The 26,525-nt window shown below is 56.7% G+C and carries 25 protein-coding genes, 2 tRNA genes and 1 pseudogene; 11 read left to right on the top strand and 17 right to left on the bottom strand.

All coding sequences use genetic code 11. The features are described from left to right. Positions 1-59: 59 nt before the first annotated feature. A complete protein-coding gene (locus tag RYZ18_RS04960; protein ID WP_317655263.1) occupies positions 60-698 on the top strand; it encodes a hypothetical protein in 639 nt (212 codons plus the stop codon). Beyond that, positions 695-2,035: an O-antigen ligase family protein gene (locus RYZ18_RS04955; protein WP_317655262.1), complete on the top strand. Its 1,341-nt coding sequence runs from the start codon at positions 695-697 to the stop codon at positions 2,033-2,035. Before RYZ18_RS04960 ends, RYZ18_RS04955 begins: the two co-directional genes overlap by 4 nt. On the opposite strand, the gene RYZ18_RS04950 is transcribed toward RYZ18_RS04955, so the two are convergent. The 6 genes from RYZ18_RS04950 to RYZ18_RS04925 all read right to left on the bottom strand — a co-directional run bounded on the left by RYZ18_RS04950 (position 2,032) and on the right by RYZ18_RS04925 (position 7,673). Then, positions 2,032-2,796, bottom strand: coding sequence for a sugar transferase (locus RYZ18_RS04950; RefSeq protein WP_317655261.1), 765 nt, complete (start codon positions 2,794-2,796; stop codon positions 2,032-2,034). The two genes, RYZ18_RS04955 and RYZ18_RS04950, sit on opposite strands and share 4 nt — an antisense overlap. Before the next feature lie 242 nt (positions 2,797-3,038). Then, positions 3,039-4,331: an NAD(P)/FAD-dependent oxidoreductase gene (locus RYZ18_RS04945; protein ID WP_317655259.1), complete on the bottom strand. Its 1,293-nt coding sequence runs from the start codon at positions 4,329-4,331 to the stop codon at positions 3,039-3,041. Positions 4,332-4,349: 18 nt separating this feature from the next. Continuing rightward, positions 4,350-5,564 (bottom strand): acyl-CoA dehydrogenase, encoded by a 1,215-nt coding sequence (locus RYZ18_RS04940; RefSeq protein WP_317655824.1) that lies wholly within the window; start codon positions 5,562-5,564, stop codon positions 4,350-4,352. Positions 5,565-5,623: 59 nt separating this feature from the next. After that, positions 5,624-6,415 carry a metal ABC transporter permease gene (locus RYZ18_RS04935; protein ID WP_317655258.1) on the bottom strand — a complete coding sequence of 264 codons (792 nt, stop codon included), beginning with the start codon at positions 6,413-6,415 and terminating at the stop codon, positions 5,624-5,626. Next, on the bottom strand, positions 6,415-7,194 hold the full coding sequence (locus RYZ18_RS04930; protein ID WP_317655257.1) for a metal ABC transporter ATP-binding protein: 780 nt from the start codon (positions 7,192-7,194) through the stop codon (positions 6,415-6,417). Before RYZ18_RS04930 ends, RYZ18_RS04935 begins: the two co-directional genes overlap by 1 nt. Continuing rightward, positions 7,191-7,673 (bottom strand): Fur family transcriptional regulator, encoded by a 483-nt coding sequence (locus RYZ18_RS04925; protein WP_317655256.1) that lies wholly within the window; start codon positions 7,671-7,673, stop codon positions 7,191-7,193. The genes RYZ18_RS04930 and RYZ18_RS04925 overlap by 4 nt, the downstream gene beginning before the upstream one ends. A gap of 96 nt (positions 7,674-7,769) precedes the next feature. On the opposite strand from RYZ18_RS04925, the gene RYZ18_RS04920 reads away from it, so the two are divergent. Continuing rightward, positions 7,770-8,792, top strand: a complete 1,023-nt coding sequence (locus RYZ18_RS04920) for a zinc ABC transporter substrate-binding protein (protein ID WP_317655255.1) — start codon at positions 7,770-7,772, stop codon at positions 8,790-8,792. Between the two features lie 4 nt (positions 8,793-8,796). Here RYZ18_RS04920 and RYZ18_RS04915 read toward each other — a convergent pair whose 3' ends face one another. Next, positions 8,797-9,453 carry a class I SAM-dependent methyltransferase gene (locus tag RYZ18_RS04915; RefSeq protein WP_317655254.1) on the bottom strand — a complete coding sequence of 219 codons (657 nt, stop codon included), beginning with the start codon at positions 9,451-9,453 and terminating at the stop codon, positions 8,797-8,799. A 160-nt stretch (positions 9,454-9,613) separates the two neighbouring features. Between RYZ18_RS04915 and RYZ18_RS04910 the strand changes: the two genes are divergently transcribed. Next, entirely contained in the window at positions 9,614-10,240 is a 627-nt protein-coding gene (locus tag RYZ18_RS04910) for an ATP-dependent Clp protease proteolytic subunit (protein ID WP_317655253.1), read from the top strand. Between the two features lie 153 nt (positions 10,241-10,393). Continuing rightward, positions 10,394-11,662: an ATP-dependent Clp protease ATP-binding subunit ClpX gene (gene clpX / locus RYZ18_RS04905; RefSeq protein ID WP_317655252.1), complete on the top strand. Its 1,269-nt coding sequence runs from the start codon at positions 10,394-10,396 to the stop codon at positions 11,660-11,662. Positions 11,663-11,665: 3 nt separating this feature from the next. Here the strand turns inward: clpX and RYZ18_RS04900 are convergent, their stop codons facing one another. Continuing rightward, complete coding sequence (locus RYZ18_RS04900) at positions 11,666-12,688, bottom strand: hypothetical protein (protein ID WP_317655251.1); 1,023 nt, start codon at positions 12,686-12,688, stop codon at positions 11,666-11,668. 140 nt (positions 12,689-12,828) lie between these two features. Between RYZ18_RS04900 and gph the strand changes: the two genes are divergently transcribed. Further along, positions 12,829-13,485 carry a phosphoglycolate phosphatase gene (gene gph / locus RYZ18_RS04895; RefSeq protein WP_317655250.1) on the top strand — a complete coding sequence of 219 codons (657 nt, stop codon included), beginning with the start codon at positions 12,829-12,831 and terminating at the stop codon, positions 13,483-13,485. Between the two features lie 30 nt (positions 13,486-13,515). Here the strand turns inward: gph and RYZ18_RS04890 are convergent. Continuing rightward, positions 13,516-13,599, bottom strand: a tRNA-Tyr gene (locus tag RYZ18_RS04890). Between the two features lie 97 nt (positions 13,600-13,696). On the opposite strand from RYZ18_RS04890, the gene rlmB reads away from it, so the two are divergent. Beyond that, on the top strand, positions 13,697-14,482 hold the full coding sequence (gene rlmB, locus RYZ18_RS04885) for a 23S rRNA (guanosine(2251)-2'-O)-methyltransferase RlmB (RefSeq protein ID WP_317655249.1): 786 nt from the start codon (positions 13,697-13,699) through the stop codon (positions 14,480-14,482). Positions 14,483-14,497: 15 nt separating this feature from the next. Beyond that, the gene (locus tag RYZ18_RS04880; RefSeq protein WP_317655248.1) at positions 14,498-14,788 is read left to right on the top strand and encodes a hypothetical protein; all 291 of its coding nucleotides are present in this window, start codon (positions 14,498-14,500) and stop codon (positions 14,786-14,788) included. A 153-nt stretch (positions 14,789-14,941) separates the two neighbouring features. Here the strand turns inward: RYZ18_RS04880 and RYZ18_RS04875 are convergent, their stop codons facing one another. From RYZ18_RS04875 to hisB, 5 genes are read right to left on the bottom strand one after another with little or no spacing between them, the layout of a single operon-like run. Then, complete coding sequence (locus RYZ18_RS04875; RefSeq protein WP_317655247.1) at positions 14,942-15,253, bottom strand: phosphoribosyl-ATP diphosphatase; 312 nt, start codon at positions 15,251-15,253, stop codon at positions 14,942-14,944. Next, on the bottom strand, positions 15,250-16,011 hold the full coding sequence (gene hisF, locus RYZ18_RS04870) for an imidazole glycerol phosphate synthase subunit HisF (protein WP_317655246.1): 762 nt from the start codon (positions 16,009-16,011) through the stop codon (positions 15,250-15,252). Before hisF ends, RYZ18_RS04875 begins: the two co-directional genes overlap by 4 nt. Next, positions 16,011-16,736 carry a 1-(5-phosphoribosyl)-5-[(5-phosphoribosylamino)methylideneamino]imidazole-4-carboxamide isomerase gene (gene hisA / locus RYZ18_RS04865; protein WP_317655245.1) on the bottom strand — a complete coding sequence of 242 codons (726 nt, stop codon included), beginning with the start codon at positions 16,734-16,736 and terminating at the stop codon, positions 16,011-16,013. Before hisA ends, hisF begins: the two co-directional genes overlap by 1 nt. Positions 16,737-16,762: 26 nt before the next feature. Beyond that, positions 16,763-17,401 carry an imidazole glycerol phosphate synthase subunit HisH gene (gene hisH, locus RYZ18_RS04860; protein WP_317655244.1) on the bottom strand — a complete coding sequence of 213 codons (639 nt, stop codon included), beginning with the start codon at positions 17,399-17,401 and terminating at the stop codon, positions 16,763-16,765. Positions 17,402-17,406: 5 nt separating this feature from the next. Beyond that, positions 17,407-17,994: an imidazoleglycerol-phosphate dehydratase HisB gene (hisB, locus tag RYZ18_RS04855; RefSeq protein WP_317655243.1), complete on the bottom strand. Its 588-nt coding sequence runs from the start codon at positions 17,992-17,994 to the stop codon at positions 17,407-17,409. 255 nt (positions 17,995-18,249) lie between these two features. Here hisB and RYZ18_RS04850 point away from each other — a divergent pair. The 3 genes and pseudogenes from RYZ18_RS04850 (at position 18,250) to RYZ18_RS04840 (ending at position 21,715) form a co-directional block, all read left to right on the top strand. Continuing rightward, positions 18,250-19,209: pseudogene (locus tag RYZ18_RS04850) on the top strand (TAXI family TRAP transporter solute-binding subunit). Then, positions 19,209-19,706, top strand: a complete 498-nt coding sequence (locus RYZ18_RS04845) for a DUF1850 domain-containing protein (protein WP_317655242.1) — start codon at positions 19,209-19,211, stop codon at positions 19,704-19,706. The pseudogene RYZ18_RS04850 and the gene RYZ18_RS04845 overlap by 1 nt, the downstream one beginning before the upstream one ends. 20 nt (positions 19,707-19,726) lie before the next feature. Beyond that, positions 19,727-21,715, top strand: a complete 1,989-nt coding sequence (locus tag RYZ18_RS04840; protein ID WP_317655241.1) for a TRAP transporter permease — start codon at positions 19,727-19,729, stop codon at positions 21,713-21,715. A gap of 82 nt (positions 21,716-21,797) precedes the next feature. Here the strand turns inward: RYZ18_RS04840 and RYZ18_RS04835 are convergent. The 3 genes from RYZ18_RS04835 to RYZ18_RS04825 all read right to left on the bottom strand — a co-directional run bounded on the left by RYZ18_RS04835 (position 21,798) and on the right by RYZ18_RS04825 (position 26,342). Next, a tRNA-Gly gene (locus RYZ18_RS04835) sits at positions 21,798-21,872 on the bottom strand. Between the two features lie 173 nt (positions 21,873-22,045). After that, positions 22,046-22,750 carry a Flp family type IVb pilin gene (locus tag RYZ18_RS04830; protein WP_317655240.1) on the bottom strand — a complete coding sequence of 235 codons (705 nt, stop codon included), beginning with the start codon at positions 22,748-22,750 and terminating at the stop codon, positions 22,046-22,048. 148 nt (positions 22,751-22,898) lie between these two features. Then, the gene (locus tag RYZ18_RS04825; protein ID WP_317655239.1) at positions 22,899-26,342 is read right to left on the bottom strand and encodes a pyruvate carboxylase; all 3,444 of its coding nucleotides are present in this window, start codon (positions 26,340-26,342) and stop codon (positions 22,899-22,901) included. Positions 26,343-26,525: the final 183 nt, after the last annotated feature.

Genomic DNA, 26,525 nt, shown 5'->3' with positions numbered 1-26,525 from the left:
AAACAGGCGCTTTTGCGGCTCTTGAAATTCATTGAGATTAATTAAGGATACCTTTTCCAGTGCGTTGGGTGATCGGATTCATTGTTTTAGCGGGTCTGACCTTTGCAGCAGGTGCCCTTGCTCGCGATGAGTGGCGTGCGCAACGGCAAGCGGCGATATCCAACACTGCGCTGCGCCTTGATCCCGCACAAATCCTTGGCCATCTGCCCCGTACGGTTGAAAGCCGATATCGGCTGCTTTCACGGTGCGATGCGGTGATGTCTGATAGGTTTCAGCCGCTTCAGCCGCCCCAGACGCGCGCCGCTGTAGGGGCCGCTTGCCAATCCTTGGCCGAGTATATCTTGCTCGATGCACCAAGCCTGTCTTTGGCGCATCTCGTGCGCGCACAGGCCTTGGCCGAACAGGGCCAAGATCCCCATAATAGCTTAATGGCCGCGCATGAAACGGGGGGCGCGCTTCTGTGGATGGCGGCGCGCCGTCTGCGCCTCGCCTTCGATGGCGCGGGGCGCGCGGCGCTTTCGGAAATGATTGGCGCGGATATCGCGCAATTGGCCAAGGCGGATCTTGGCCGCGATTTCCTTGCCGCGCTTTATCTGCAAGCCGATGCGGGCAAGCGGGCAGAGATGAGCGCGGTTTTCGCAACCCTTGCCCCCGATCTGCAGGCGCAGATCGTGGCGCAGATCAGGCGGCGCCTATGATGCGCAGCGATACAAATAAGCTCAACCGCGCATTGGCGCTGACCCTTAGCCTTGGCGTGATTTTCTCCACGGTATTCATCGGCCTGAACCGTCCGCTTCTATGGGCAGGGTTTTCCACAATGATTGGCCTTGTCGCGATGATCTACTTTGCCAATTTGTGGCGCGTAGCCCCCAATCGCACGCTTGCCGCGCGCAAGCTTTGGCCTGCTTTTGCCTGCGCCGCGCTTGTGCCGATCTGGGCCATAGTGCAATCCATTGCGCTGCCACAAGGCCAAGGTTGGGGCAGTCTGCTGTCGCCCGATCTGCAACCGTCCACGCTTTCGCTGATGCCAGATGCGGGACGTTCTGCATCGGTGCGGTTCGCCTTTTACGGCCTTTGGATGGCATTGGTGCTTGAGGCCGCGCGCCGCGTGTCGCGTGGGCGATTAATGCTGCAAATCCTGTTTTGGGGTGTGTCCGCCCATGCGCTTTGGGGGCTTTTGGCGCTGAATGTCTTGGGGGATATCACCGTTTGGGGGGAGGCAAAGACCACCTATCAAGGGTTTGCAACGGGGGTGTTCATCAACCGCAATTCCTTCGCCAGTTTCCTTGCTATGGGGGCCGTGATTGGGGTCACTTTGTTAATAGTGCCCGCGGCCAATCAATCATCGCATAGGTCTACACTGCTCAGCCATGGGAATGTTACCAATGGACTTTATGCCTTGGGTCTTGTGATCATTTTTGCGGCGTTATTTGCCACGGGATCGCGCCTAGGTGTGGCCTGTGCTCTTCTTGCCTGCCTGCTTTGCATCGGGGTGTGTCTCGCGCAGCGGGGCCTGTCGGCTTGGCGCATCGTGTTGGGCAGCCTAGGCCTAATCGCCTTGGGGGGCGGTGCCATGGCCCTGCTTTATGGCAAAGAGGGGATTTTACGCTTGTTCGATTTGAGCATAGCAGGCGATGTGCGCATGGCCGCGTGGGGTCGGATATGGGATTTGATCTTACTGCGCCCTTTAACGGGGTATGGGTTCGAAACCTTCCGCCCTGCTTATGAGTTGATCCATGGCGGGACAGGTGCAGGCGAGCAGATATGGGATCGCGCCCATGCAACCTATCTGTCGCTTTGGTTAGAGCTTGGGCTTATCATTGGAACGGTGCCAATCGCGCTGTTCTTCTGGGCGGCAATGGTATTGGTCCGCCGCGTTCATGCACGAGGTCGCGATGCACCCTTGGCGATTGCTGCCCTTTTCGCAATGCTTGCGGTTGGCCTTCATTCCTTGGGGGATTTTGGGCTGGAGATGCCCGCAAATGTGTTTCTGTTGCTCACATTGGTTGGGATTGGTCTTGCGCCACGGGCTTAAACGCCTGTGCCTTTGACCACCGCGCGGACAGTGCGCAGCAACAACAGCATATCGGTCTTGAGCGAGGCCGTGCGCGCATAGATACGATCATAATGGGCGCGGGCCGCAAAGCTGGTCATATGACGCGCGGTGACCTGCCATAGGCCCGTGATCCCCGGGGTGCGACCAAAGTAAATCGGGCCAGGGTAGAGCGGGGCCTGTTCTGGCATCATGGGGCGGGGGCCGACAAGGCTCATTTCCCCCTTCAGCACATTGAACAGCTGTGGCAATTCATCAAGCGAGGATCGCCGCAAAAATCGCCCAACCCATGTGATCCGAGGGTCAGTTTTCAGCTTTTGGTGCAAGACCCATTCGCGCCGTAGAACAGGGTCTGCGGTTATCGCGTCTTGCAGTCGCGCCTCCGCATCTGGCACCATCGTGCGCAGCTTGAGGCAGTCAAAGGTGCTGCCATCCGCGCATAGGCGTTTTTGGCGGTAAAACCCCGCTCCCCCATCAAGGCGGACAACCAGCCATAAAGCGGCAATAACAGGTGCAGTTACGGGCAGGGAAAGGGTGACTAAACCAATGTCCATAACGCGCTTAAAAGGATAGGAACAGCCCGTGGCGTTAGCGCGATTGGCCACGTCAGGCCTTTGCGCGTGGCTATGTCCTGTCGCATTTGATAGGTTTGCAGGATGGCGTCTCGATGCACCCAAAGCGGGCCCTGACGATGTGGCCAAGGGAATGTTCGCAGCATCAGCCGTTTTAAGGTCATCCAACATTAGCATATATCTTTCGATAGCCGAGCATATCGATCTCTCGATCCCTGCTCTTAAGATGCCCTAACCAACTATAAAAGATATATATAATTTCAAGATAATTTTAGCAAATTTCTCACAAGAGTTTGATTTAAAAAAACTTTTTTCTGGAAATTTTTTTAGTTCGCGCGGTTTTTACCTAGGGTTCTTTGCATTTGCCACTATCGATTCTGTGCCTGCAAAACCTAGGGTTGAGCGCGGCGTGCTCACCTGTTTTGTATGGCGTGGCTCAATGCTGCCCCTAATTCGTAATAGGCCGCGCGCAATTGACCAAATCCCGTTACCGATTTTTGCAATGGTGGCATCGGCCAGAGGTTGCGGTTTTGTTGCAAAAGGGCCTGCGCGGCCACTGTGCCAAATACGGTTCCAGGGCCTATCCCGCGCCCTGAATATCCAAACACAGCCGCACCATTTGGTCCGATCTCCAAGACTTTGGGAATATGGTCGCCAGTCATGGCGATACGCCCTTGCCAGATATGGCTAAAGCCTTGCCCTGCCAGTTGCGGGAAGGTTTGCGCCAATTTGCGCGCTGCCCATGCGTGATGCGTGCCGCCCCCAAGCCGCCCTTCAACATTGCCAATCGCGCCCAAGATCAGGCGCCCTGTCGCATCCATGCGAAAGGAACTCATGACCATTGCCGTGTCCCACGCCCCTTCACCGCCCGCTAGAATTTCGGCGCGCAAGCTCTGCGGCAGGGGTGTTGTCGCAAATTGGCTATAATAAACGGGGATGAAGCTGGGCCTGTAACTGGAAAATCCCGCCATGTGATAGGCATTGGTGGCAATCAATGCGGATTGCGCGGTGATCTCGCGCCCTGCGGCGCGCGCCACCCAAGCGCGGCCCTGATGGGTTAAATCTTCAACTGTGAGGGGGGCAAAGATCAGTGCCCCTGCCGCTTGGGCCGCGCGGGCAAGCCCGCGTGCGTAAGCCAAAGGTTGAATCGTGCCAGCACGCGGATCAAACAGCGCGCCTGAAAAGTTAGGGCTGCCCGTGCGCGCGGCAGTTTCCTCGGCATCAAGCAGCTGCAAGGGCGCGCCATATTGGTTGCCTTGGCGATGGCGGGTTTTCAGATCATCCAATCCCGCCGCGTTATGGGCAAGGTGCAAGGTGCCGTTCCGCGTGGCTTCGCAGGCGATATTCTCGCGCGCGATCAGGTCAAAAACACGGGCAGGGGCCGCGCCAAGCGTATCAATCAGCGCTTCACCCGCATTGACGCCGAGGGTTTTGATGATCTCCTGCGGCGGCAACCACAGCCCTGCATTCACAAGGCCCACATTGCGCCCCGATCCGCCATGGCCGATCTCTTGCGCCTCAAGAAGCGCGACCTTGGCGCCCATGCGGGCGGCCTCTAATGCCGCAGAAAGGCCCGTGAAGCCGCCCCCGATGATCAAGAGATCAACCGCGCTTGGTAAAGCGTCTGCGCTGTCGGCTGTCACCTGCTCGCGCGCGGTGCTGTGCCACAGATTGCCCTTTGATCCAAAAGCCCCAGACGCCTGCATCGGCGCGCCCCTTTGTGATTAGAAAAACGCCTGAAGCCCTGTTTGCGCGCGCCCCAAAATCAGGGCATGCACGTCATGTGTGCCTTCGTAGGTGTTGACCGTCTCAAGGTTTTGCGCGTGCCGCATCACATGATACTCAGCCATGATCCCATTGCCGCCATGCATATCCCGTGCATCGCGCGCCACGGCCAAGGCTTTGCCGCAATTGTTGCGTTTGATCAGGCTGATCAATTCGGGCGCACAGCTGCCCTCATCCATCATGCGACCTGCACGCAAAGCCCCTTGCAGGCCAAGCGCGATTTCCGTCTGCATATCGGCCAACTTTTTCTGAAACAGCTGTGTTTGCGCAAGAGGGCGGTCGAATTGGCGGCGGTCGAGCCCATATTGGCGGGCGCGATGCCAGCAATCTTCGGCGGCACCCATCACCCCCCACGCAATGCCATAGCGCGCGCGGTTGAGGCAGCCAAACGGCCCCTTCAGCCCCTCGACATTTGGCAAAAGCGCATCTTCTGGCACGGCAACCTGATCCATCACGATCTCGCCCGTGACCGAAGCCCGCAAGGAAAGTTTGCCCTCAATCTTGGGCGCAGACAGGCCCTTCATCCCTTTCTCAAGGATGAAGCCGCGGATCTTGCCGCCATGGGCCTCCGATTTTGCCCAAACGATAAAGACATCCGCGATAGGTGCGTTGGAAATCCACATCTTTGCGCCGTTCAACACATAGCCATCTGCGGTTTTCGTGGCTGTGGTTTTCATCCCTGCGGGGTCAGAGCCCGCTTCGGGCTCGGTCAAACCAAAGCAGCCAATAAGCGCGCCGCTGATCAGTTTGGGCAAATATTTTTGTTTTTGTGCCTCTGACCCGTAAGCATGGATCGGGTAGATCACGAGGCTTGATTGCACGGACATCATCGAACGATATCCAGAATCGACCCGCTCGACTGCGCGGGCGATTAAGCCATAGCTGACATAGCTTGCGCCAATGCCGCCATAGGTTTCGGGCACAGTTACGCCCAAAAGGCCCATTTCTCCCATCATGGGAAATAGTTCAGGCGCAGTGGTTTCGTTCAAATAAGCTTCGGTGACGCGGGGGGCGAGGTGGTCTTGGGCAAAGGCCTCGGCGCTTTCGGAAATCATCACTTCCTCAGGCGCAAGCTGCGCTGCCAGATGAAAGGGATCGGCCCACTCAAAAGCCGCGAGAGCAGGGCCTGATTTTGCGCTGTGACCATCTGGCATCGTTACGTCCTCCAAAGCAAAAAACATATGGTCGACATTGCCGCGAAGCGCGGCAAGGTTCAACCCATGCGCACCCGCCCAATAAGGGCAGAAAGCGCAAAGAACAGGGCGGCCGCACAGACAATGCTTGGCCCTGTGGGGGTGTCATAGGCGAATGATCCCCAAAGTCCAAGCGCAACCGATGCCACCCCAATCAGCGAGGCCAAAATGGCCATCCCTTCTGGGTTGCGGGCCAAGGGCCGTGCCGCTGAAGCGGGAATGAGCATCAATGCAATGATCAACAGCGCCCCCACCACCTTGATGGCCACAGCCACGCTGATGGCAAGGGCAAGGGTCAGCAACATATTCTCACGCCGTGGCGCAATGCCACTGGCATGGGCCAATTCAGGCGACAGCGTCACAGTCAACAGCGCCTGCCAACGGCTGAGGATCAGCACCAAAACCACCGCCGCACCAAGCCAGATCACCGCCAAATCAGCACGACTAACCGCCAGAATGTCACCAAAAAGATAGGCCGATAAATCAGCACGCACCCCTTTGGTCAGGCTTACGGCCACTAGGCCAATAGCAAGCGCCGCATGGGCGAAGGTGCCAAGCAAGCTGTCAAGGCCGAGTGAGCGTTCTGATAGGCTTGTCACCATCAAGGCCACGATCAGGCAGATCACCAGAACCCCTGTGAAAATCGACAGGTTCAACGCAAGCGAGATGGCAACCCCCAACAGCGCGGCATGGGCCGTGGCATCACCAAAATAGGCCATGCGCCGCCAAACCAGAAAACAGCCCAAAACACCCGCAACCACAGCGACCCCGACCCCCGCAAGGGCGGCGCGGATCATGAAATCATCAAGCATCATTGCACCTTTTCGGGGCTGTGGTCGTGGCTGTGCGCATGGCCGTGATCGTGATCATGGCTGTGGCTATGTTCATGCCGATACAGGGCCAATGCCCCATGCGTGCCCGTTCCAAAAAGCGCGCGATATTCAGGCGCGCTTGCAACTGTTTCGGGGCGGCCTTCGCAGCAGATATGCCCGTTGAGGCAAATCACCCGATCCGAGGCACTCATCACAACGTGCAATTCATGGCTGACCATCAAAACCGCACAACCCACCTCGCGCCGCAGATCTTCGATTTGGGTGTAGAAGGCGGCAGATCCCGGTTGATCCAGCCCTTGTGTGGCTTCGTCCAAAATCAGCAATGTTGGGCGGTCAAGAATGGCGCGGGCCAAAAGGACACGCTGAAATTGCCCCCCTGACAATTCGGTCATCTGCCGCGCGCCCAAATCGGGCAAACCCGCTTGATGCAAGGCGGTTGCAATTTCCGCAGGGCTGTGACGGCGCGGCATCGACAAAAACCGCGCCACAGTCACAGGCAGGCTGCGGTCAATATGCAGCTTTTGCGGCACATAGCCGATCCGCAAATTCTCGGCCCTTGTGATTATGCCCCGCTCAGGCTGCAACGCCCCAATCAAGGCGCGCAATAGCGAGGTTTTCCCCGATCCGTTCGGCCCCACGATTGTAACGATTTCACCAAGGGCAATTTCAAAATTCACATGATCCAACACCACGCGCCCCGCTTGGCTCAGGCGCAGATTTTGGGTTTGGATCAGGGGCCGTTTTCTAGGTGCGTTCATGGCCGTGCCTCGCGGCAGGCGGGGCAGAGCCCTTCCAATTCGACCGAACTGCGTTCAACCGCGAAGCCCAAATTTTTTGCCTCGCTCACCAGCCCCAATTCGGCCTCAGGCCTGCCCGTTTCTGCAACCATATCGCAGTTGCGACAAATCATGAAGGCAGGCATATGCGCCCCCTCATTGGGCAGGGTGCAAGCGATATAGGCATTGAGGCGCTCAATGCGATGCGCGAAGCCATGGCTGACCAGAAAATCGAGCGCGCGATAGGCCACAGGGGGTTGGGCATTCTGCCCCTCAGCCGATAGGCGCGCCAGAATATCATAGGCCCCAAGGGCGCGATGCTCCTCAAGTAGGATTTCCAAGACACGTTTACGCTGCGCCGTCAGGCGCAGGCCTTCGGCGGCGCATCGTGCCTCGGCGGCGGCAAGCGCCGAGGCGATGCACCCTTGATGGTCGTGGTCGTGGAATTGGTTTTGCGACATTGGCGCGCATAACCTTTCATATTGCCGATTTTCGGTATTGATATGTTATAACATATCTACTAACTCTGACCCTGTTCTAATCATGAGGGTGCGCGGATGTCTATGAGATTCTTACTTGGCACAGGTGTGATTTGCGCCTTTTCAGCGGCAACGCCGTCTGCGGCGGTCGCAGAGGTGCCGAGGGTTGTAACAGATATCGCCCCCGTGCATTCGCTTGTGGCACAGGTCATGGCGGGGGTCGGTGTACCTGATTTGTTGATCGACCAAGCCACAAGTCCGCATCACTTTGCCTTGCGCCCCTCGCAGGCGCGCGCGCTGCAAGAGGCTGATTTGGTGATCTGGATTGGGGCTGGCCTGTCACCCGCCTTGTCGGGGGCGATTGCTGATCTTGCAGGGGCGGGTAAGGAGATGGCGCTTTTGTCGGTGCCGCAGACGGATCTCCTGCCCATTCGCGAAGATGTGCGTTTTGAGGCGCATCGCCACGATGATCACGATGATCACGGCCATGATGACCAAGGTCACGATGATCATGACGACCACGGGCATGACGACCACGGGCATGACGATCACGAAGATGAGGGTCACGAAGACCATGCCCACGATGGCGCGATTGATCCCCATGCGTGGCTTGATCCTGACAATGCCGCCCTGTGGCTGACCGCGATTGCCGAGGAATTGGCGGCGGCAGACCCCGACCATGCACAGACATATCTCAGAAATGCCGAAAACGCCGCGCGGCAGGTGGAAGATCTCGCGGATCAAATCGAGGCGGATTTTGCGGCAACGCCGCCGCCCGCCTTCATCGTGTTCCACGATGCTTATCAGTATTTTGAAGATGCGTTTGATATTTCCGCGCAAGGGGCCATTAGCCTGTCAGATGCAAGCGCCCCTTCGGCGGCGCGCCTGTCTGAAATTCGCACGATTGTGGCCGAGCAGGGGGTCGAATGCCTGTTTGCGGAGCCGCAATTTGACCCAGATATCCTCAGCGCCGTGGCCGATGCGGCCCCTGTCTCAATCGCAGTGATTGACCCATATGGCGGGCATATCCCCACGGGTGTCGATTTCTACCCCGCGCTTTTGCAGGATTTGGCTACAGGTATTTCGGGCTGCAAGGGCTAATGGCCTAGCGTAGGCCAAGCCGCTTTTTGAGGCTGCGCTTCCAACGGAACATCAGATGCACGCGCCGCGCATGGCGCAAATCGGCGGCGGTGACAGCGGGGCGCTTGGTGACCGCAATGCGGCGCAAGATCGTCAGGCTGCCTGCGCGTGCCTCAATTTTGAAATCCGGGTTATGGGCGAGGAATGTGTCAATCGCCCATCCCACGCCAGGAAATGCCGCGCCGTGATCATGCAGGGCAATAACGCCACCTTTGGTGACGCAATCGGCCCATTGCAAATCCACAGTGACGTAATAGTGGCGATGGTCACCATCAATGAAAACGAAATCAAACATCTGCCCTGATGCGCGAGCAGGATCGATGAAATCTTGGGTCACACCTTTCCAAAAGGTGACCAGATTGGGGTCAATCCCCGCCGATATCAGGTTGCGGGTGATGATATTTTCTTGATCGGGGTAATAGGTCAGCGGATCAATCACAAAAAAATCTGGGCGGGCATCGGGCGCGTATTGCCCCATCATCTCTTTCAATGTGCCGCCCGCCGCGGTGCCAATTTCCAAATGCGCCCCTGAAAATGCAGAATTTTTCAAGGTTTCCATCAAAAGTGTGCGCTCTTCTGCGGTGCATTCGGATTCGAGCGTGGTCGCGCTAGGTCTGGCCATTGTGATATTTCCCCGTAAATCTTGTCTGCGGCATTGCGCGAATATGGCAACAAGTCAAGCGTGCCACCCTTGCAGCCCCTGTCCTGCAAGACTAAGACTCTTGGTAACACTTCGATGATACAGCGCCAAAACAGCAATTAACCCCAGTTGAGGATGCACCATGAAAGATCCGATTGATACCTACATGAACACGCTTGTGCCTATGGTGGTCGAGCAAACCTCGCGCGGGGAGCGGGCCTATGACATTTTCTCGCGCCTGCTGAAGGAACGGATCATTTTCATCTCTGGCCCAATCCATGACGGCATGTCGAGCCTAATCGTGGCGCAGCTTTTGCACCTTGAGGCCGAAAACCCTTCAAAAGAGATTTCGATGTATATCAATAGCCCTGGTGGCGTGGTGACATCTGGCCTGTCGATCTATGACACCATGCAATACATCAAACCAAAGGTCTCGACTTTGGTGGTGGGGCAGGCGGCCTCGATGGGGTCGCTTTTGCTAACCGCAGGTGAGGCGGGCATGCGCTTTTCTCTGCCCAATAGCCGCATCATGGTGCACCAGCCCTCAGGCGGGTATCAGGGTCAGGCGACCGATATCATGATCCATGCACAAGAGACGCAAAAGCTGAAAGATCGCTTGAACCAGATCTATGTCAAACATACTGGCCAGAAATTCGAAAAAGTGGTCGAGGCGCTTGAGCGCGACAATTTCATGGATGCCGAACAAGCCAAGGCTTGGGGTCTGATTGACCAGATCGTGGAAAGCCGCGCAGCCCTGGAAGAAAAGTAAGAATGGCACGGGCGGGGCAGATATGACCTCGCCTGATGCAATTTGGCGTTGTGGTGGCGGTTTTGCTGTTCTACGCTATGAGCCAAAGATGAAACAGGCGCAGATAGTTTGCGGCAGGGGCCGTTCCTGCCGAACCGTTCGAAGGTGATTGAGATGGCAGATTCCGCCAGTGGCGACTCGAAAAATACGCTTTACTGCTCGTTTTGCGGCAAAAGCCAACACGAGGTTCGCAAGCTTATTGCAGGCCCGACAGTGTTCATTTGCGATGAATGCGTTGAGCTTTGTATGGATATCATTCGGGAGGAGACGAAATCCTCAAGCTTGAAATCCACTGACGGCGTGCCAAGCCCGCGCGACATTTGCGCGGTTCTCGATGACTATGTGATCGGCCAAGAGCATGCAAAGCGCGTGCTGTCTGTTGCGGTTCACAATCACTACAAACGCCTAAACCATTCGGATAAATCCGAGATTGAATTGGCGAAGTCCAATATCTTGCTGATCGGCCCGACTGGCTGCGGCAAAACCCTTCTTGCGCAAACCTTGGCGCGGATCTTGGACGTGCCGTTCACGATGGCTGATGCAACCACCCTGACCGAAGCGGGTTATGTGGGTGAGGATGTCGAAAACATCATTCTTAAGCTATTGCAGGCCTCTGAATATAACGTGGATCGTGCGCAACGCGGCATCGTCTATATTGACGAGGTCGATAAGATCACGCGCAAATCTGACAATCCCTCCATCACCCGTGATGTTTCGGGCGAGGGGGTGCAGCAGGCCCTTCTGAAAATCATGGAAGGCACGGTTGCAAGCGTTCCGCCACAAGGGGGGCGTAAACACCCGCAGCAGGAATTTTTGCAGGTCGACACGACCAATATCTTGTTCATCTGCGGCGGCGCTTTTGCGGGTCTTGAAAAAATCATCGCGCAGCGTGGCAAAGGGTCGGCCATCGGTTTTGGCGCCGATGTCAAAGACAATGACAGCCGCGGTGTCGGTGAAATGTTCAAGGAACTTGAGCCAGAAGATCTGTTGAAATTCGGCCTGATCCCCGAATTTGTGGGCCGTTTGCCCGTGATCGCAACGCTGACCGATCTTGATGAGGCGGCTTTGGTCACGATTTTGACCGAACCGAAAAACGCGCTTGTGAAACAGTATCAGCGTCTTTTTGAACTGGAAGATGTGAAGCTGAAATTCACCGATGACGCCCTGAGTGCGATTGCTAAGCGTGCGATTGAGCGTAAGACGGGCGCACGCGGCCTGCGGTCAATCATGGAAGATATCCTGCTCGATACCATGTTTGAATTGCCAGGCGCGGAAGGCGTGTTGGAGGTTGTGGTCAATGATGAGGCCGTGACGTCAGACGTTCAGCCCCTGATGATCTATGCCGATCGCAAAAAAGATGAGGCCGCCTCCTCGGCAGGTTAAGGTCTAGCGCATCCAATAGCCTGCATTGCGCAGTCTGTTTCGAATAACCTGCTCCTTTCGGGGCAGGTTTTTTTGATCGAACAAGGCCCGCGCCTCACGCCCTTTTCCCTGATAAATCAGCCGCTTGAAGGGGGCATATGCCTTGAGAACCTTTTTGTATTTCTGGGGCGCTGTGATCGCCTCTAAGGCCTCTACCACGGCATCGCTTTCCCGCGCATATAGCAATGGGATTAAGCGGTAATGGCAGGAATGGCTGCCATCAAGATATCCTTGTGGCAGGGCCTCTGCCCCCCCGCCGAAGGAGTGAATAACCAAGGGAAGCGCCACTTGATCCAGCCACGGATCAAGCGATTGACAGGCAAGTTCAGGCAAATCGCGGTCGCGGATTGTGCAGGCATATTCTGCAAACCGCGCCCCGAATTGGGGGGCTGAGTGATAATAGAAAAATCCCGCATTGAAATAGGGGTAATGGCGCCAACAGTCAGGCGGATATGCGGGATTGACGGCTGTCGCCATATCAAGCCCAAACAGCCCATAGAGCGCCCCCCAAATGCCCGCATAATCGGGCCCGTAAAGGGGCAGTTCAGGCCAAGTGCCGCTGACCCGCAGCGAGGCAGAGGGGCGGCTGAAATCAAGAGGCACATCGCGCACCTCGTCCGTGATCAAAGTATCACTGTCAAAGAAGAGGAAAGGCCGCCCATCGGGCATTGCGCTTAACGCTTCGATCTTATTGCCGTAGGGGTAGGGCGCACCAAAATGACGGTTTTCAAACGGTAAGATCTCCGCCCCTAAATCGCGCAACAAACCCTTGACCTGAGGGTCATTGATGCGCGGGTCTTTGGGCCAAAGCGGCCCGGGCTGCGGTTCGGCCACATAAAGCTTGCCTGAAAAACGGGGGGAATAGGCGCGCAAAGACAGCGCAAACAGTGCCGCCTCATATTGCCACCGCCCCGCTTGGGCAATGATGACGATGTCAAAATTCTGCTCAGACGCGGGGTGCGCCTGTGATGTTTGTGCTTTGGCCATATGTCCCGTAACCCTTTGGACCCCTTATGCTTAGGCCCGTTTCCCTGCTCTGTCACGAGGCAAATCACCGAGCCGCCCTTGGCAAGCCCGTTTCGCACTGCGATAGAGGGGCAAGACGCACGACAAAAGGGCATGGGCAAATGGCCGCGATCATTTTCGACCTAGACGGCACGCTGATTGATGCGGCGCCTGATATTTGCGCCACCGCCAATACCGTCTTGGCCGAGGAGGGGGCCGCCCCCATCAGTCTTGAAGAGACAAAGTCATTTATCGGCAATGGCGCGCGCGTCTTTGTCGAGCGGATGTCAAAGTTGCGCAACCTGCCTGAGGCGGGGTTCGAGGCGCGCCACCGCCGATTTCAACAGGTCTATGTCGAGGCGCATGATCACACCGTAATTTATGAGGGCGCAGTGGCCGCGCTTGATGATTTGCGCGCGGCGGGGCATCGTTTGGGCCTGTGCACCAATAAACCGCTGCTGCCCACGCAATCGGTTTTGGCGCATTTCGATCTGGGTGGCTATTTCGATCATGTTATCGCGGGCGATAGTCTGTCGCAGCGTAAACCAGACCCCGCCCCTCTGCAGGCCGTGGTCGCGGCGCTTGGGGTTTCGCCTGTGATCTATGTGGGCGATAGCATGACCGATGCGCTGACTGCCAAATCGGCAGGCGTGCCGTTTCTGCTTTATACGGAGGGCTATAATCATGGCCGCTTGGCCGAGATGGAGCGCGCTGCAACCTTCAGCCATCACCGCGATATGGTCGCGCAAATTCAGTCAATTTTGGCCTGTGAGGCCTAAATCAAACCACCAAGTCCATGAGGGGGAGAATGGTGGGCGACCCTGGAATCGAACCAGGCATGGGTCTCCCCGGCGGAGTTACAGTCCGCTGCCGCACCTTGCAGCACGTCGCCCGACGCGAGAGGCGGGATAGCCGCCACAGGCCTCAGGGTCAAGGGCAAATGCGCGCTTTTGGCTTGCAGTTTTTCGCGCAGAGTGATCAAGGTCAGCCATGGCAAAAAAACCAACATGGGTGGTGGAAAAGGAACGCGGCGCAAAGGCGGCTGCGGCCGCTACGATTTGGCTGTTTGGACTGCACGCAGTGCGAGATGCGCTGATGAATTCGGCGCGGCAGAAATTGCGCCTGATTGTTACCAAAAACGCATATGACAAACTGGCCGATGCGATTGCAACGGCCGCGATTGAGCCAGAATTGGTGGATCCGCGCAAATTCAACGCGCCGCTTGATCCGCAATCTGTCCATCAAGGGGCAGCCCTCGAGGTTAAGGCGCTCGATTGGGGCAGTCTGGCTGATCTGGCGTTGTCGGATGGTCACGGGCCTGCGCGGCTGTTGCTGCTCGATCGGGTCACAGACCCGCATAATGTCGGTGCAATCCTACGCTCAGCCGAAGTTTTCGGCGCGCGTGCGGTGATCGCCCCCGCCCGCCATGCCGCGCCCGAGACAGGTGCGCTTGCCAAAACGGCCTCGGGCGCGTTGGAGCGGCAACCCTATCTGCGGGTCAAAAACCTTGGTGATGCGATAGAAGAACTTAAGGCGATGGGATATATCTGCCTCGGCCTTGCGGGCGAGGCTGAAGATGAGATTGACTGCATCGCAGATCAATATCGGGATCGCCCCCTTGCCTTGGTTCTCGGGGCTGAGGGGCCAGGATTACGGGAACGCACCCGCGAACTATGCGACCATTTGGTCAAAATCCCCTTTTTGGGCGAATTTGGATCGCTCAATGTCTCAAATGCGGCGGCAGTCTCCCTATATGCGGTAAGAGCAAAGCCGTAATGAGGAGGGGTGCCAATGCCCCATGATCGCAAACTTGCCACCTGCTGCTATTGTGGGCGGCGCACGGTTCTGGAACTAACCGCGCGGGGTGGGCATGAACTGGCCTGTGGATCATGTGGCGCGCCTTTGCATGAGATGAAGGCGCTGAAACCCCCAAGCGGGTCAGCGAAATATGCGCCGCCAAAACCGCGCCCCGTTGCAGAATTTGGCCAAGGACGTAAGAAATCCGCGAATAAGAAAAAGAAGAAGCTTTGGAAAAAGGCCTTTGGCGAGATTTTTGATCTGGTCGAGGACATCCTCGACTGATCTCACAAATTCGTGGGCACGTCTTTTACGCGCGCTGTGCATGCATATCTTTGACATATGCCAACGTGGCTTCGGAACGCCATGTTGGGCACTGTTACTGTCCCTCGTTCCGTAACTTATCGCCTGCGCGCCTTTGGCCCGCAGGCGTCTTTTTCAGCGGTTGGCTTTCTCGGAAATCCCGCTTTGGCTTGTGCGGCGCTCAAGCTCGGCAAGGACGTCTGAGAGCGCAACATCGCGCGCGGCTAGCATGACCATCAAGTGGTAAATCACATCGGCTGCCTCCCGCGTCAGCGCCGCCTTGTCGTCCTTTACGGCCTCGATAATGGCCTCAACCGCCTCTTCGCCGAATTTCTCGGCGGCTTTTTCGGGGCCTTTGGACAGGAGTTTTGCTGTCCAACTGCTTTCGGGATCGGCGCCTTTGCGGGCTTCGATCGTTTGGGCCAATTGGGTCAGAATATCACTCATGTCAGCCTCATTGGGATACCTGCCTTGGCCATATGCGCCTTGGCTTCGGAAATCGTATAGGTTCCGAAATGAAAAATCGAGGCGGCTAAAACCGCGCTTGCCTTGCCGATGGTCACCCCTTCGACCAAGTGATCCAAATTCCCCACCCCGCCTGAGGCGATCACGGGCACATTCACCGCGTCAGAAACCGCGCGGGTCAGGGGCAGGTTAAAGCCCGATTTAGTGCCGTCCCGATCCATCGAGGTCAGCAAAATCTCGCCTGCGCCTTTTTGGGTGACCAGTTTTGCGAATTCCACCGCATCAATCCCTGTGGGTTTGCGCCCGCCATGGGTGAAAATCTCCCATTTACCTGGGCTGACGGTTTTGGCGTCAATGGCCACGACAATACATTGGCTGCCGAATTTATCGGCGGCGCGGGCCACCACATCGGGGTCAGCCACAGCCGCGGAATTAAAGCTGACCTTATCGGCGCCTGCCAGAAGCAGATTGCGGACATCTTCCACTGTGCGCACCCCACCACCTATGGTCAGCGGCATAAAACATTGCTCCGCGGTGCGGGTGGCCAGATCATACATGGTGCCGCGGTTTTCATGCGTGGCATGGATGTCTAGGAAACACAGCTCATCCGCGCCTGCCGCATCATAGGCGCGGGCCTGTTCGACAGGGTCGCCTGCATCAATCAAATCCACGAAATTCACACCCTTCACCACGCGGCCATCGGCCACGTCCAAGCAGGGGATGATCCGTGTCTTGAGCATTACGCGCCCTCACGCAACGCGGCCAAGGCCGCCGCTAGATCAATCGCGCCATCATAGAGCGCGCGGCCCGAAATCGCGCCTGCAATCACGCCTGTGTCGCGCAAGGCGATGAGATCAGCCAATGATGACACACCGCCCGAGGCAATCACAGGCAGTGTGGTTGCGCGCGCCAAGGCCTCGGTCGCCTCGATATTTGGGCCAGCCATTGCGCCATCGCGATTGATGTCGGTGTAGATAATCGCGGCCACACCTGCATCCTCAAAGGATTTGGCCAAATCGGTCACCATGACATCGGTTTCTTCGGCCCAACCACGGGTGGCCACACGGCCCTCGCGTGCGTCCAAACCCACAGCGATTTGATTGGGGAAGTGGCGCGCGGCTTCGCGCACCAAATCGGGGTTTTCCACGGCCACGGTGCCAAGAATGACCCGTGATATGCCGCGCGTAAGCCACATCTCTATCGTGGCCATGTCGCGGATACCCCCGCCAAGCTGCGTTGGCACATCGACATCGGCCAAAATTGCCTCAACCGCAGCGCCATTAATGGGCGTGCCTGCAAAAGCCCCATTAAGATCAACCAAATGCAGATATTCACAGCCCGCGTCCACAAAGGCGCGCGCTTGCGCGGTAGGGTTGTCGTTGAACACGGTCGCCTGTTCCATTTCGCCTTTGTAAAGGCGCACGGCCTGTCCATCTTTAAGGTCAATCGCGGGATAAAGGATCATCTTATCTATGGTCTTTCTAACCGAGGTTACGGCGCCCAATTGAGGAAATTTGCAATCAGGCGCAACCCCGCCTCTTGGCTTTTTTCTGGGTGGAACTGCGTGCCGATCACATTGGCATGGCCCACAATTGCGGTGACATCGCCGCCATAATCACAATGGGCCAAACGATGAGCGGGGTTGCGCATCTCCATATGATAGGAATGCACGAAATAGGCATGCGCGCCGGTGGCGATACCCTCTAAAACGGGGTGGGGTTGGTCGATGACCAGATCATTCCACCCCATATGTGGCACTTTGAGGGCGGGATCATTGGGTGCGATCTTGCGCACATCGCCTGCGACCCAACCAAAGCCTGTGACGGTTTCATATTCATGGCCCTCATTGGCCAACATTTGCATCCCCACGCAAATGCCCAAAAAGGGAATAGCGCGTTTGGTCACCGCTTCGACAATCGCCTCCTCCAGCCCGTCAATCGCGGCGAGGCCGCGGCGGCAGGCGGGAAACGCCCCATCGCCTGGCAAGACGACACGGCTTGCTGTTGCCACATCCTCGGGGCGGTTGCTGACCCGCACCATGCCTTGGCCCGTTTCGCGCGCCATGCGTTGAAAGGCTTTTTCCGCTGAATGCAGATTGCCGCTGTCGTAATCAATCAGAACGGTGGTCACGGCGATTACAGCTTGCCCTTGGTGGAGGGGATTGCGCCCGCACGGCGCGGGTCTTCTTCCACCGCTTCGCGCAGCGCACGGGCAACGGCCTTAAAAGCCGCCTCTGCAATGTGGTGGCTGTTGACCCCGTCCAGCTGTGCAATATTCAAGGTGATCCCCCCATGGGTGGAGAGCGCCTGAAAGAATTCGCGCAGAAGTTCGGTGTCGAATGTGCCGATTTTGGGGGCTGTCATGGCCACATTCCAGACCAGATAGGGTCGCCCCGAAAGATCAAGGGCCGCCCGCACCAAGGCATCATCCATCGGCAAAAGGCAAGCACCGTAGCGGCGAATCCCAGCCTTGTCGCCAACAGCCTCGGCAATTGCCTGACCAAGCGCGATCCCGCTATCCTCTACCGTGTGGTGGTCATCAATGTGCAAATCGCCCTGCGCGCGCAATGTGATATCGATCATCGAATGGCGAGCCAGTTGTTCGACCATGTGATCAAAAAAGCCGACCCCTGTTTTCACATCATAGGCACCAGTGCCATCGAGATTGATCTCAACCTCAATGGATGTCTCGGTCGTGCTGCGGCTGATCTTTGCGCGGCGCATGGGGCATATCCTTATCGTGTGCTGTGTCACAGGGGGCTTATAGGCGGATGTGGCTTTCGTGCCAAGCCCGCCAATGCGCGGGACAAATTTACGCGATGTGTCGGTTCTGACACGCAAATCTGGGGCAGATGTGTCCTTATCCGCCCATTGGTTCGGGGCTCTCGGAAAACCAGAGCGAAATTAATATTTGATCCCTTGCTCCATCACCTTAACTCAACCTCCATGGCACCATTAATTGTCTAGGGAGGACATCGGATGAAACATACGCATAAACTGGCCTTTGCCTTGGCCCTGCTCGCAAGCCCCGTTGCGGCGCAAGAGCAGCTTTCCATCGCCACAGGCGGCACAGGCGGCGTTTACTATCCCATGGGGGGTGGTTTGGCTGAGGTGATCAACAATTACGTTGATGGGTATTCTGCAACAGCCGAAGTGACCGGCGCATCAGTAGAAAATATGGGCCTTGTGGCCACAGGGGACGCGGATCTGGCGATTGGTTTGGCCGATACTGTGTTTCAGGCGTAATCAGGCACAGGTCGCTTTGAAGGTCAGCAGCTTGAGATGATCCGCGGCGTTGCGGTTCTTTACGCAAACCTTGTGCAGATCGTGACCTTGGCCGATAGCGGCATCACCACGCTTGATGATCTGGTGGGCAAGCGCGTGTCAGTCGGCGCGCCCGGTTCGGGCACCGAAGTGAACGCAGAGGCTATTTTGACCGCCAATGGCATTTCCTATGATGACATTGACGAGCAGCGCCTGAACTTTAACGAAACCGCAGATGCATTGGCCAATGGCGACATTGATGCGGGTTTCTTCTCGGTGGGTGCGCCGACCTCGTCCATTTTGAACCTCGCCACCACCAATTCAATCCGCATGATTGCCCTCAGCGAAGAAGAGATTGCCGCAGCGCAAGCGGCTGATCCGATTTTCGCCAGCGCCGAGTTGGCAGGCGGTCTTTACGAGGGGGTCGATGCACCCGTGGCAGGTTTGGGCATTCCAAACGTCTTGGTCGCATCCTCTGAGATGAGCGAAGACACGGTTTACGAGATCACCAAAGCGATGTTTGAAAACATTGCAGATCTGCGCGCCGTGCATCCTGCGGCGAACCAAACCGAGATCAGCTTCACTTTGTCGGCTTCTCCGATCCCGCTGCATCCTGGTGCAATTCGGTATTACGAAGAAACAGGCGCAACAATTCCTGACCGTATGCGCCCCTAATGTTGGGACGTCATGCAAAGGGGTGGCGCATCTGCGCTGCCCCTTTTTTCTCTTTGATGGCAGGGGCGGCGCTGTTCCTGCTGCCGCAGTCCACTCATGCCGCCTCGCTTGAGGTGAGTTTGGCTGAGACGGGCGCGGTATTGGCCGAAATTGACCTTCCTGATCCCGCTGAATGGTGTGTGCTGTGGCGGCATTCCGTCAAAGGGTTTGAAGTGCAAGATTGCTACGCGATGCAGAACGGGCAAATGGTGCTTGTTTGGTCGCATCTGCCAGATTTTGCCGCGGGTCTTGACCATATCATTGGCCGCGGTCGACAAATCTCTGACGGGCAGGGCGGTTATATCATTGAAGACATTAACGAGCCTGTCGCAGGCAATGCCTATATCTTGCGGCCAGGTTCGATGGCGGTGGATCACCGTATCCACGCGGGCGCGACTGAAATCTCGCTCTCGCGCATGGCAGAACATCAGCGGGTGCGCATTGCGCTGATCCCGTAACGAACAAAAGGATTTGGGGTATGGCAGATCAAATCGACATCACAGATATCGGCCCAAAAGATGCGGCTGAACCGAAATTGATCCTGCGCTTGATCGCTGTGGTGGGCATCGCGCTGTCGCTGTTTCAACTTTACGCTGCGGGTGTTCAGCCCTTGGGGCTGTTCTATCAAAGGCCCATCCATTTGGGTTTTATCCTTGTTCTGTGTTTCTTGGTCTATCCGCCCCGTGGCCGCGCCAAAGGGCGCAGTCCCTTAGACTATGCGATAGACGGCTTTCTCATTCTGGCCTCTATCGCGGTTGGGGCATGGGTGCCTGTAAACATTGACACAATCGCAAATCAAATCTTTCCCCGCGACATCGATGTTGCAATGGGGGTTTTGACTGTTCTCTTGGTGCTTGAGGCAGCGCGCCGCGCGGTCGGTTGGGTGATGACGGTGATCGCGGGCGTGTTCTTGCTCTATGCTTTTGCAGGGTCGCGCGGGGAACTGCCGTTTTTGGCAGATTTCATGCCCGGCATCCTAAACCATCGCGGCTATTCCTTGGATCGCTTGGCAAGTCAAATGACGTTGGGGGCCGAGGGGATTTATGGCATCCCCTTGGGTGTGGCTGCGACATTCATTTTTGTATTTGTTCTCTTTGGCGCGTTCCTTGAGGTAACGGGCGCAGGCAAATTTTTCATTGATCTGGCCTATGCCACAACAGGCCGTCAACGCGGCGGGCCTGCCAAGGCGGCGGTTGTTGCCTCTGCGGGGATGGGGTCAATCTCAGGCTCTGCCATCGCCAATGTGGTCACAACGGGGGCCTTCACAATCCCGCTCATGAAAAAACTGGGCTATCGCCCTGCCCAAGCGGGCGGGGTAGAGGCCGCTGCCTCAACAGGGGGGCAGATCATGCCGCCCTTGATGGGGGCAGGCGCCTTTTTGATGAGCGAATTTACCCAATTGCCCTATGTTCACATCGTGTTGGTGTCGATTTTCCCGGCCTTTCTCTATTTTGGGGCCGTCTACCTGCTTGTGCATATCGCGGCTGTCAAACAGGGGATGCGAGGCTTGACTGCGGCAGAACTCCCCAGCGTGCGCCAAGTGATGCGCGAAGGGTGGCATTTCATCTTTCCGCTTGTGGCGCTCATCTTTTTATTGGTGGCAGGATATTCACCGATGCGGGTGGGGTTCTATGCGATTGTGGCGGTGATGGCGGCGGCTGCGGCACGCGCGCTTTGGACATTTTCAAGGGACGCGCCCAGTGTCGAAGGCTTTGTGGCCCTGTGCAAACGTGGCGGGGCCTTAACCCTTGAGGCGCTCGAACTTGGGGCGCGCAACGCAGTTGCCGTTTCAGTCGCCTGCGCCGTGGCGGGGGTGATTGTGGGGGTTGTCGGGCTCACAGGGTTGGGTCTGAAATTCTCGGCCATGATGTTGGCCTTCTCAGGCGGTAATCTGTTCTTGGCGTTGATCCTCGTGATCTTGGCCTCCTTGATCCTTGGCATGGGCCTGCCAGTTACTGCGGCCTATATCGTTTTGATTATCTTGGTCGGCCCTGCCTTAACCACGGAATTTGGCGTGCCGCTGTTGATCGCGCATTTGGTGGTGTTTTGGTATAGCCAAGACAGCAACGTCACCCCGCCTGTCGCATTGGCAGGGTTCGCAGGCGCGGCCATTGCAGGATCAAAACCGATGGAGACCAGTTTTCAGGCGTGGAAATACGCCAAGGGCCTCTATCTGATCCCGCTCTTCATGGTCTATAATGAAGAGATCATCCTTGGTGGCCCGCTGCATATGGTCATTTTTGCAGGCATCTTGGCGCTTGCGGGGATTGTGGCCTTTGCCGCTGTCCTTGAAGGGTTCCTTTTCACCTCAATGGCGCTTTGGCACCGTGCGGCGCTGATCCCTGCGATTGTTGCGGTCTTTTGGTCATCGGCCATGGTTGAGGCGATCGGTCTTGTCGCGATCCTTGTCCTTTTGGGGCTTAACTGGTGGCAGGCCAAACAGCACCCCTATCAGGCAAAAACCTAAGCGGTTGGGTCTAATCATGACACAAGAAAAAACCCTCTCGAAATCGAGAGGGTTTTTTTCTGAAATCTTCGATTTTGAAGATTGGAGCGGGCGATGAGATTCGAACTCACGACCCTTACCTTGGCAAGGTAATGCTCTACCCCTGAGCTACGCCCGCTCTGTGAGGAGGGGTTCTATGACCATGGATCAGGGTTTGCAAGGGGGAAATTCCACAATGCGCGCGTTTTTTTGCGCCATTTGTCCTGCGCATTTTTGAGCTGATTTCAGGTTGGGAAAATCCCCGCCCCAAGGCCATGGGCACAGGGCGGGGGATGTTCTGATCCGCGTGGCTCAGTAACTTACCTCGAAATTGTCGAGGCCATAGAATTCATTATCTATGCCTTCGTTCAGGTTGTTTGTCATGGCAAAGGTCACCTCAGGAGGTGGGTTGTCCATGGTTAGGTAAACCCGCGTGATCGAGTCCTTCCAATAAGGATCGCCGCCGATATTCTCGTTGATACGGATTGTTTCATATCGCGCAGAAAACCCTGCAGGTGTGCTACCATCATTGCCAAGGAAGGCAAGGTTGGTTTCCTCGCTAGCGGTTGGCCGGCTTTGCGAGTTGAGGTGGGTGATCAGCTCATCATTCAGATAAAAGAAGGCGGTTTCCAAATCCACTGTGTCGCCAGAGGCCACATCAAAGGAGAAAGTCACCTGTTCAGTGCCTTCTGGAATCTCAACTGTGCGGGTCATGGTTTCGCCTGCGGCCATCACCAACAGTTCACCAAATTGGTCGATATCCATCACCGTGCCGCCCGTCCATCCTGCACGATCCCCGCCCGCGAACCCGTCAGACGCTAAGATATTTTGCGTCTGTGCGGATGTTCCCATCAGTTCTGATGCGATGTTTTGCGCCAAGGTGTTGACGCCACCCGATACTGCCGCGGCGGTCGTCACACCAACGCCCGTGAGTGCACCCGACAGGACGACATAATCCACGGTCACTGCGCCAGTTTCATCCCGTAAAAAACGGGTAATCCTCTCGCCATGTTTCATGTTGCTCTCCAAACTATGCCCCTGATGATGGCTACTGGCTTGGAAAGGCCAAATTGTGGCGAAACTGGTTAATTTCCGCTGAGTATTTTCTGATTGTTGAACGATTATCGGGATGTTGCGGCACTATCCACAGCGCCGCAACAATCTCTTAGGCTTCGAACTCGATCAGCAGGTCTTTTGCGTCAATCTGGGCGCCAGGGGTGACATGCACAGATTTGATTCGACCATTGCGTTCTGCGTGCAGGCCTGTCTCCATTTTCATCGCTTCGATGGTCAGCAAAAGATCGCCCGCCTTAACCTCGGCCCCGTTTGACACGGCGATAGAGGCCACAACCCCCGGCATGGGCGCACCGATATGCGCAGGGTTGCCGCCTTCGGCCTTGGCCCGTTTGGTGCTGCTTGCGGCGGCTTTGCGGTTTGGCACGCGGATGGTGCGGGGTTGACCGTTCAATTCAAAGAAGACTTTGGCCTCGCCTTCTTCGTTGGTGTCCCCGACCGCTTGCAACTGCACAACCAGCGTCACACCTGGGTCAATTTCGACTTCGATTTGCTCGCCAACATCCATCCCATAGAAAAAGGTTTTTGTAGGCAAGGTGCGCACAGGGCCGTAATCGGCGTGACGCATGGCGTAATCGGTAAAGACCTTGGGATACATCAAATAGCCGTTGAGGTCTTCATCATCGACCGCCTCATCAAGTGTAGCTTCCAATTCCTTGCGCGTGGCCTCCAGATCAACGGGGGGCAGATGCTTGCCGGGCCGTTCGAAATTTGGTGCCTCGCCTTTGAGAACCTTCGCCACAATTGCAGGGGGGAAGCCACCATGGGGTTGGCCCAAATTGCCGCGCATCATGTCGATCACGCTATCGGGGAAGGAGACGTCTTTCTGCGGGTCTTCCACATCGGCGCGGCTCAGACCTTGGGACACCATCATCAGGGCCATATCCCCGACCACTTTGGAGGAAGGCGTCACTTTGACAATATCGCCGAACATTTGGTTCACATCCGCATACATCTGCGCCACTTCGTGCCAGCGTTCTTCAAGGCCCATGGAGCGCGCCTGTGCCTTGAGGTTGGTGAATTGGCCACCTGGCATTTCGTGCAAATAGACCTCGGATGCAGGGGCCTGTAGCCCTGATTCAAAGGCCAAGTAATGGGCGCGCACCGCCTCCCAGTAATCCGAAATCTCGCGGATTGCCGCGATGTCCAGACCTGTGTCGCGTTCGGTGTAGCGCAAGGATTCCACAATCGTGCCAAGTGTCGCTTGGCTGGTATTGCCCGACAAGGCATCCATGGCGCAATCGACCGCGTCAACACCTGCCGCACTGGCCGCCAGAATGGTGCCAGAGGCAACACCTGCCGTGTCATGGGTGTGGAAGTGGATAGGCAGATCAACCGCATCCTTCAGGGCAGGGATCAGCACCGATGCCGCGGCAGGCGTCAACAACCCCGCCATATCCTTAAGGCCCAAAACATGCGCCCCTGCGGCCTCAAGCGCGCGGGCTATATCGACATAATATGTGACGTCATATTTCGCGCGATTGGGGTCAAGGATGTTGCCCGTGTAGCAAATCGTGCCTTCACAGATTTTGCCCGTTTCACCGACCGCATCCATGGCCACGCGCATATTCTCAACCCAGTTGAGGCTGTCAAAGACGCGAAAGACATCGACCCCCGACTGCGCCGCCTGTTTGACGAAACTTTGCACCACATTGTCAGGGTAATTCGTATAGCCCACACCATTCGAGGCGCGCAAAAGCATCTGTGTCATGATGTTGGGCATTTTCGCACGAATATCGCGCAGGCGCTGCCATGGGCATTCCTGCAAGAAACGATAGGCCACATCGAATGTCGCCCCGCCCCAACATTCTACGCTGAACAGCTGCGGCAGTTTCTCGGCGTAGGCAGGGGCCACTTGAATCATATCATGCGAGCGCATCCGTGTCGCAAGCAGCGATTGGTGGCCATCGCGCATGGTTGTGTCAGTGATCAAAAGCCGTGTTTGATCTTTCATCCATTTGGCAACCGCAAGCGGGCCTTCACGCTCAAGCAGTTGCCTTGTGCCATCGGTGACAGGATCGGTTCCCACACGCGGCGCGCGCGGTGGTTTAAGATCAGCCGCAGGGCGGGGGCGGCCAACCGTTTCAGGATGCCCGTTCACCGTAATATCCGCGATATAGCGCAAGATTTTGGTTGCGCGGTCGCGGCGCGGCGCAAAGTCAAAAAGTTCCGGCGTGGTGTCGATGAATTTCGTTGTATATTCGTAATTCAAAAATGTTGGGTGCTTGAGCAGGTTTTCGACAAAGGCGATATTGGTCGAAACCCCGCGAATACGAAATTCGCGCAAGGCCCGATCCATGCGCGCAATCGCGGCCTCGGGCGTGGGGGCCCATGCCGTCACCTTTTCCAAGAGGCTATCATAATAGCGCGTAATGACCGCGCCCGAATAGGCCGTTCCGCCATCAAGGCGGATGCCCATCCCTGTTGCTCCGCGATAGGCGGTGATGCGGCCATAATCGGGAATGAAATTGTTGGTTGGGTCTTCGGTTGTCACGCGGCACTGAATGGCATGGCCCGAAAGCGTGACCTCATCTTGGGCCGCTACGCCAGTGGCCTCAAGCAGGGTTTTGCCTTCGGCAATCAAAATCTGGGCGCGCACGATATCAATGCCTGTGACCTCCTCGGTCACAGTATGCTCCACCTGCACGCGCGGGTTTACTTCGATGAAGTAGAAATTCCCGCTGTCCATATCCATTAGGAATTCAACAGTGCCCGCGCATTCATAGCCCACATGGGCCGCAATCTTGCGACCAAGCTCGCAAATCTCGCTGCGCTGCGCCTCGGTCAGATAGGGGGCAGGGGCGCGTTCCACCACCTTTTGGTTGCGCCGCTGCACCGAACAATCGCGTTCATAGAGGTGATAGATATTGCCATGGCTGTCGCCCAAAATCTGCACCTCAACATGGCGCGCGCGGGTGATCATCTTTTCGAGATAGCCCTCGCCATTGCCAAAGGCGGCTTCTGCCTCGCGGCGGCCTTCGCGGATTTTTGTTTCAAGCTCGTCTTCGCCAAGGATTGGGCGCATACCGCGCCCGCCGCCGCCCCATGAGGCCTTCAGCATCAACGGATATCCAATTTCGCGTGCGACTTCGCGGGCGCGGGCCATGTCATCGCTTAAAACCTCGGAGGCGGGGATCACGGGCACCCCTGCGGCAATCGCCACCTGCCGCGCGCTGGCCTTGTCACCCAAGGCACGCATCGTGTCGGCCTTGGGGCCAATAAAGGTGATACCCGCCGCGGCGCAAGCCTCGACAAAATCGGGGTTCTCGGACAAAAGCCCGTAGCCGGGGTGGATGGCATCAGCCCCCGCCATTTTTGCCACGCGAATGATTTCAGGGATCGACAGATAGGCCGCAACAGGCCCCAAACCTTCGCCCACCTTATAAGCCTCGTCTGCCTTAAAGCGGTGCAGCGACAGCTTATCTTCTTCGGCATAGATCGCCACGGTGCGTTTTCCCAACTCATTGGCCGCGCGCATGATGCGGATGGCAATCTCACCGCGGTTGGCGATCAGGATTTTCTTGAATTCGGGCATATCATGTCCTTGAGCTGTCAAAACGGAAGGGAGGGGCAAGGAAACTCAGGTCGCGCGGTTCGGCCACCTGTCACAAAACTTTTTATGATCTGTTCTATCGTCATCGCTGCAAAGCAGCATTAACTGCAACGCGGCAAGAGTCAATCAGCCGTGAAAATGAGGTTTTGCCCTTTTCAAATGTAA

The sequence above is a fragment of the Roseovarius sp. 10 genome (assembly GCF_033100315.1).
Lineage (GTDB): Bacteria > Pseudomonadota > Alphaproteobacteria > Rhodobacterales > Rhodobacteraceae > M30B80.
The sequence above is the reverse complement of the archived record's forward strand: the minus strand, read 5'-3'. Positions and strand labels throughout refer to the sequence as shown.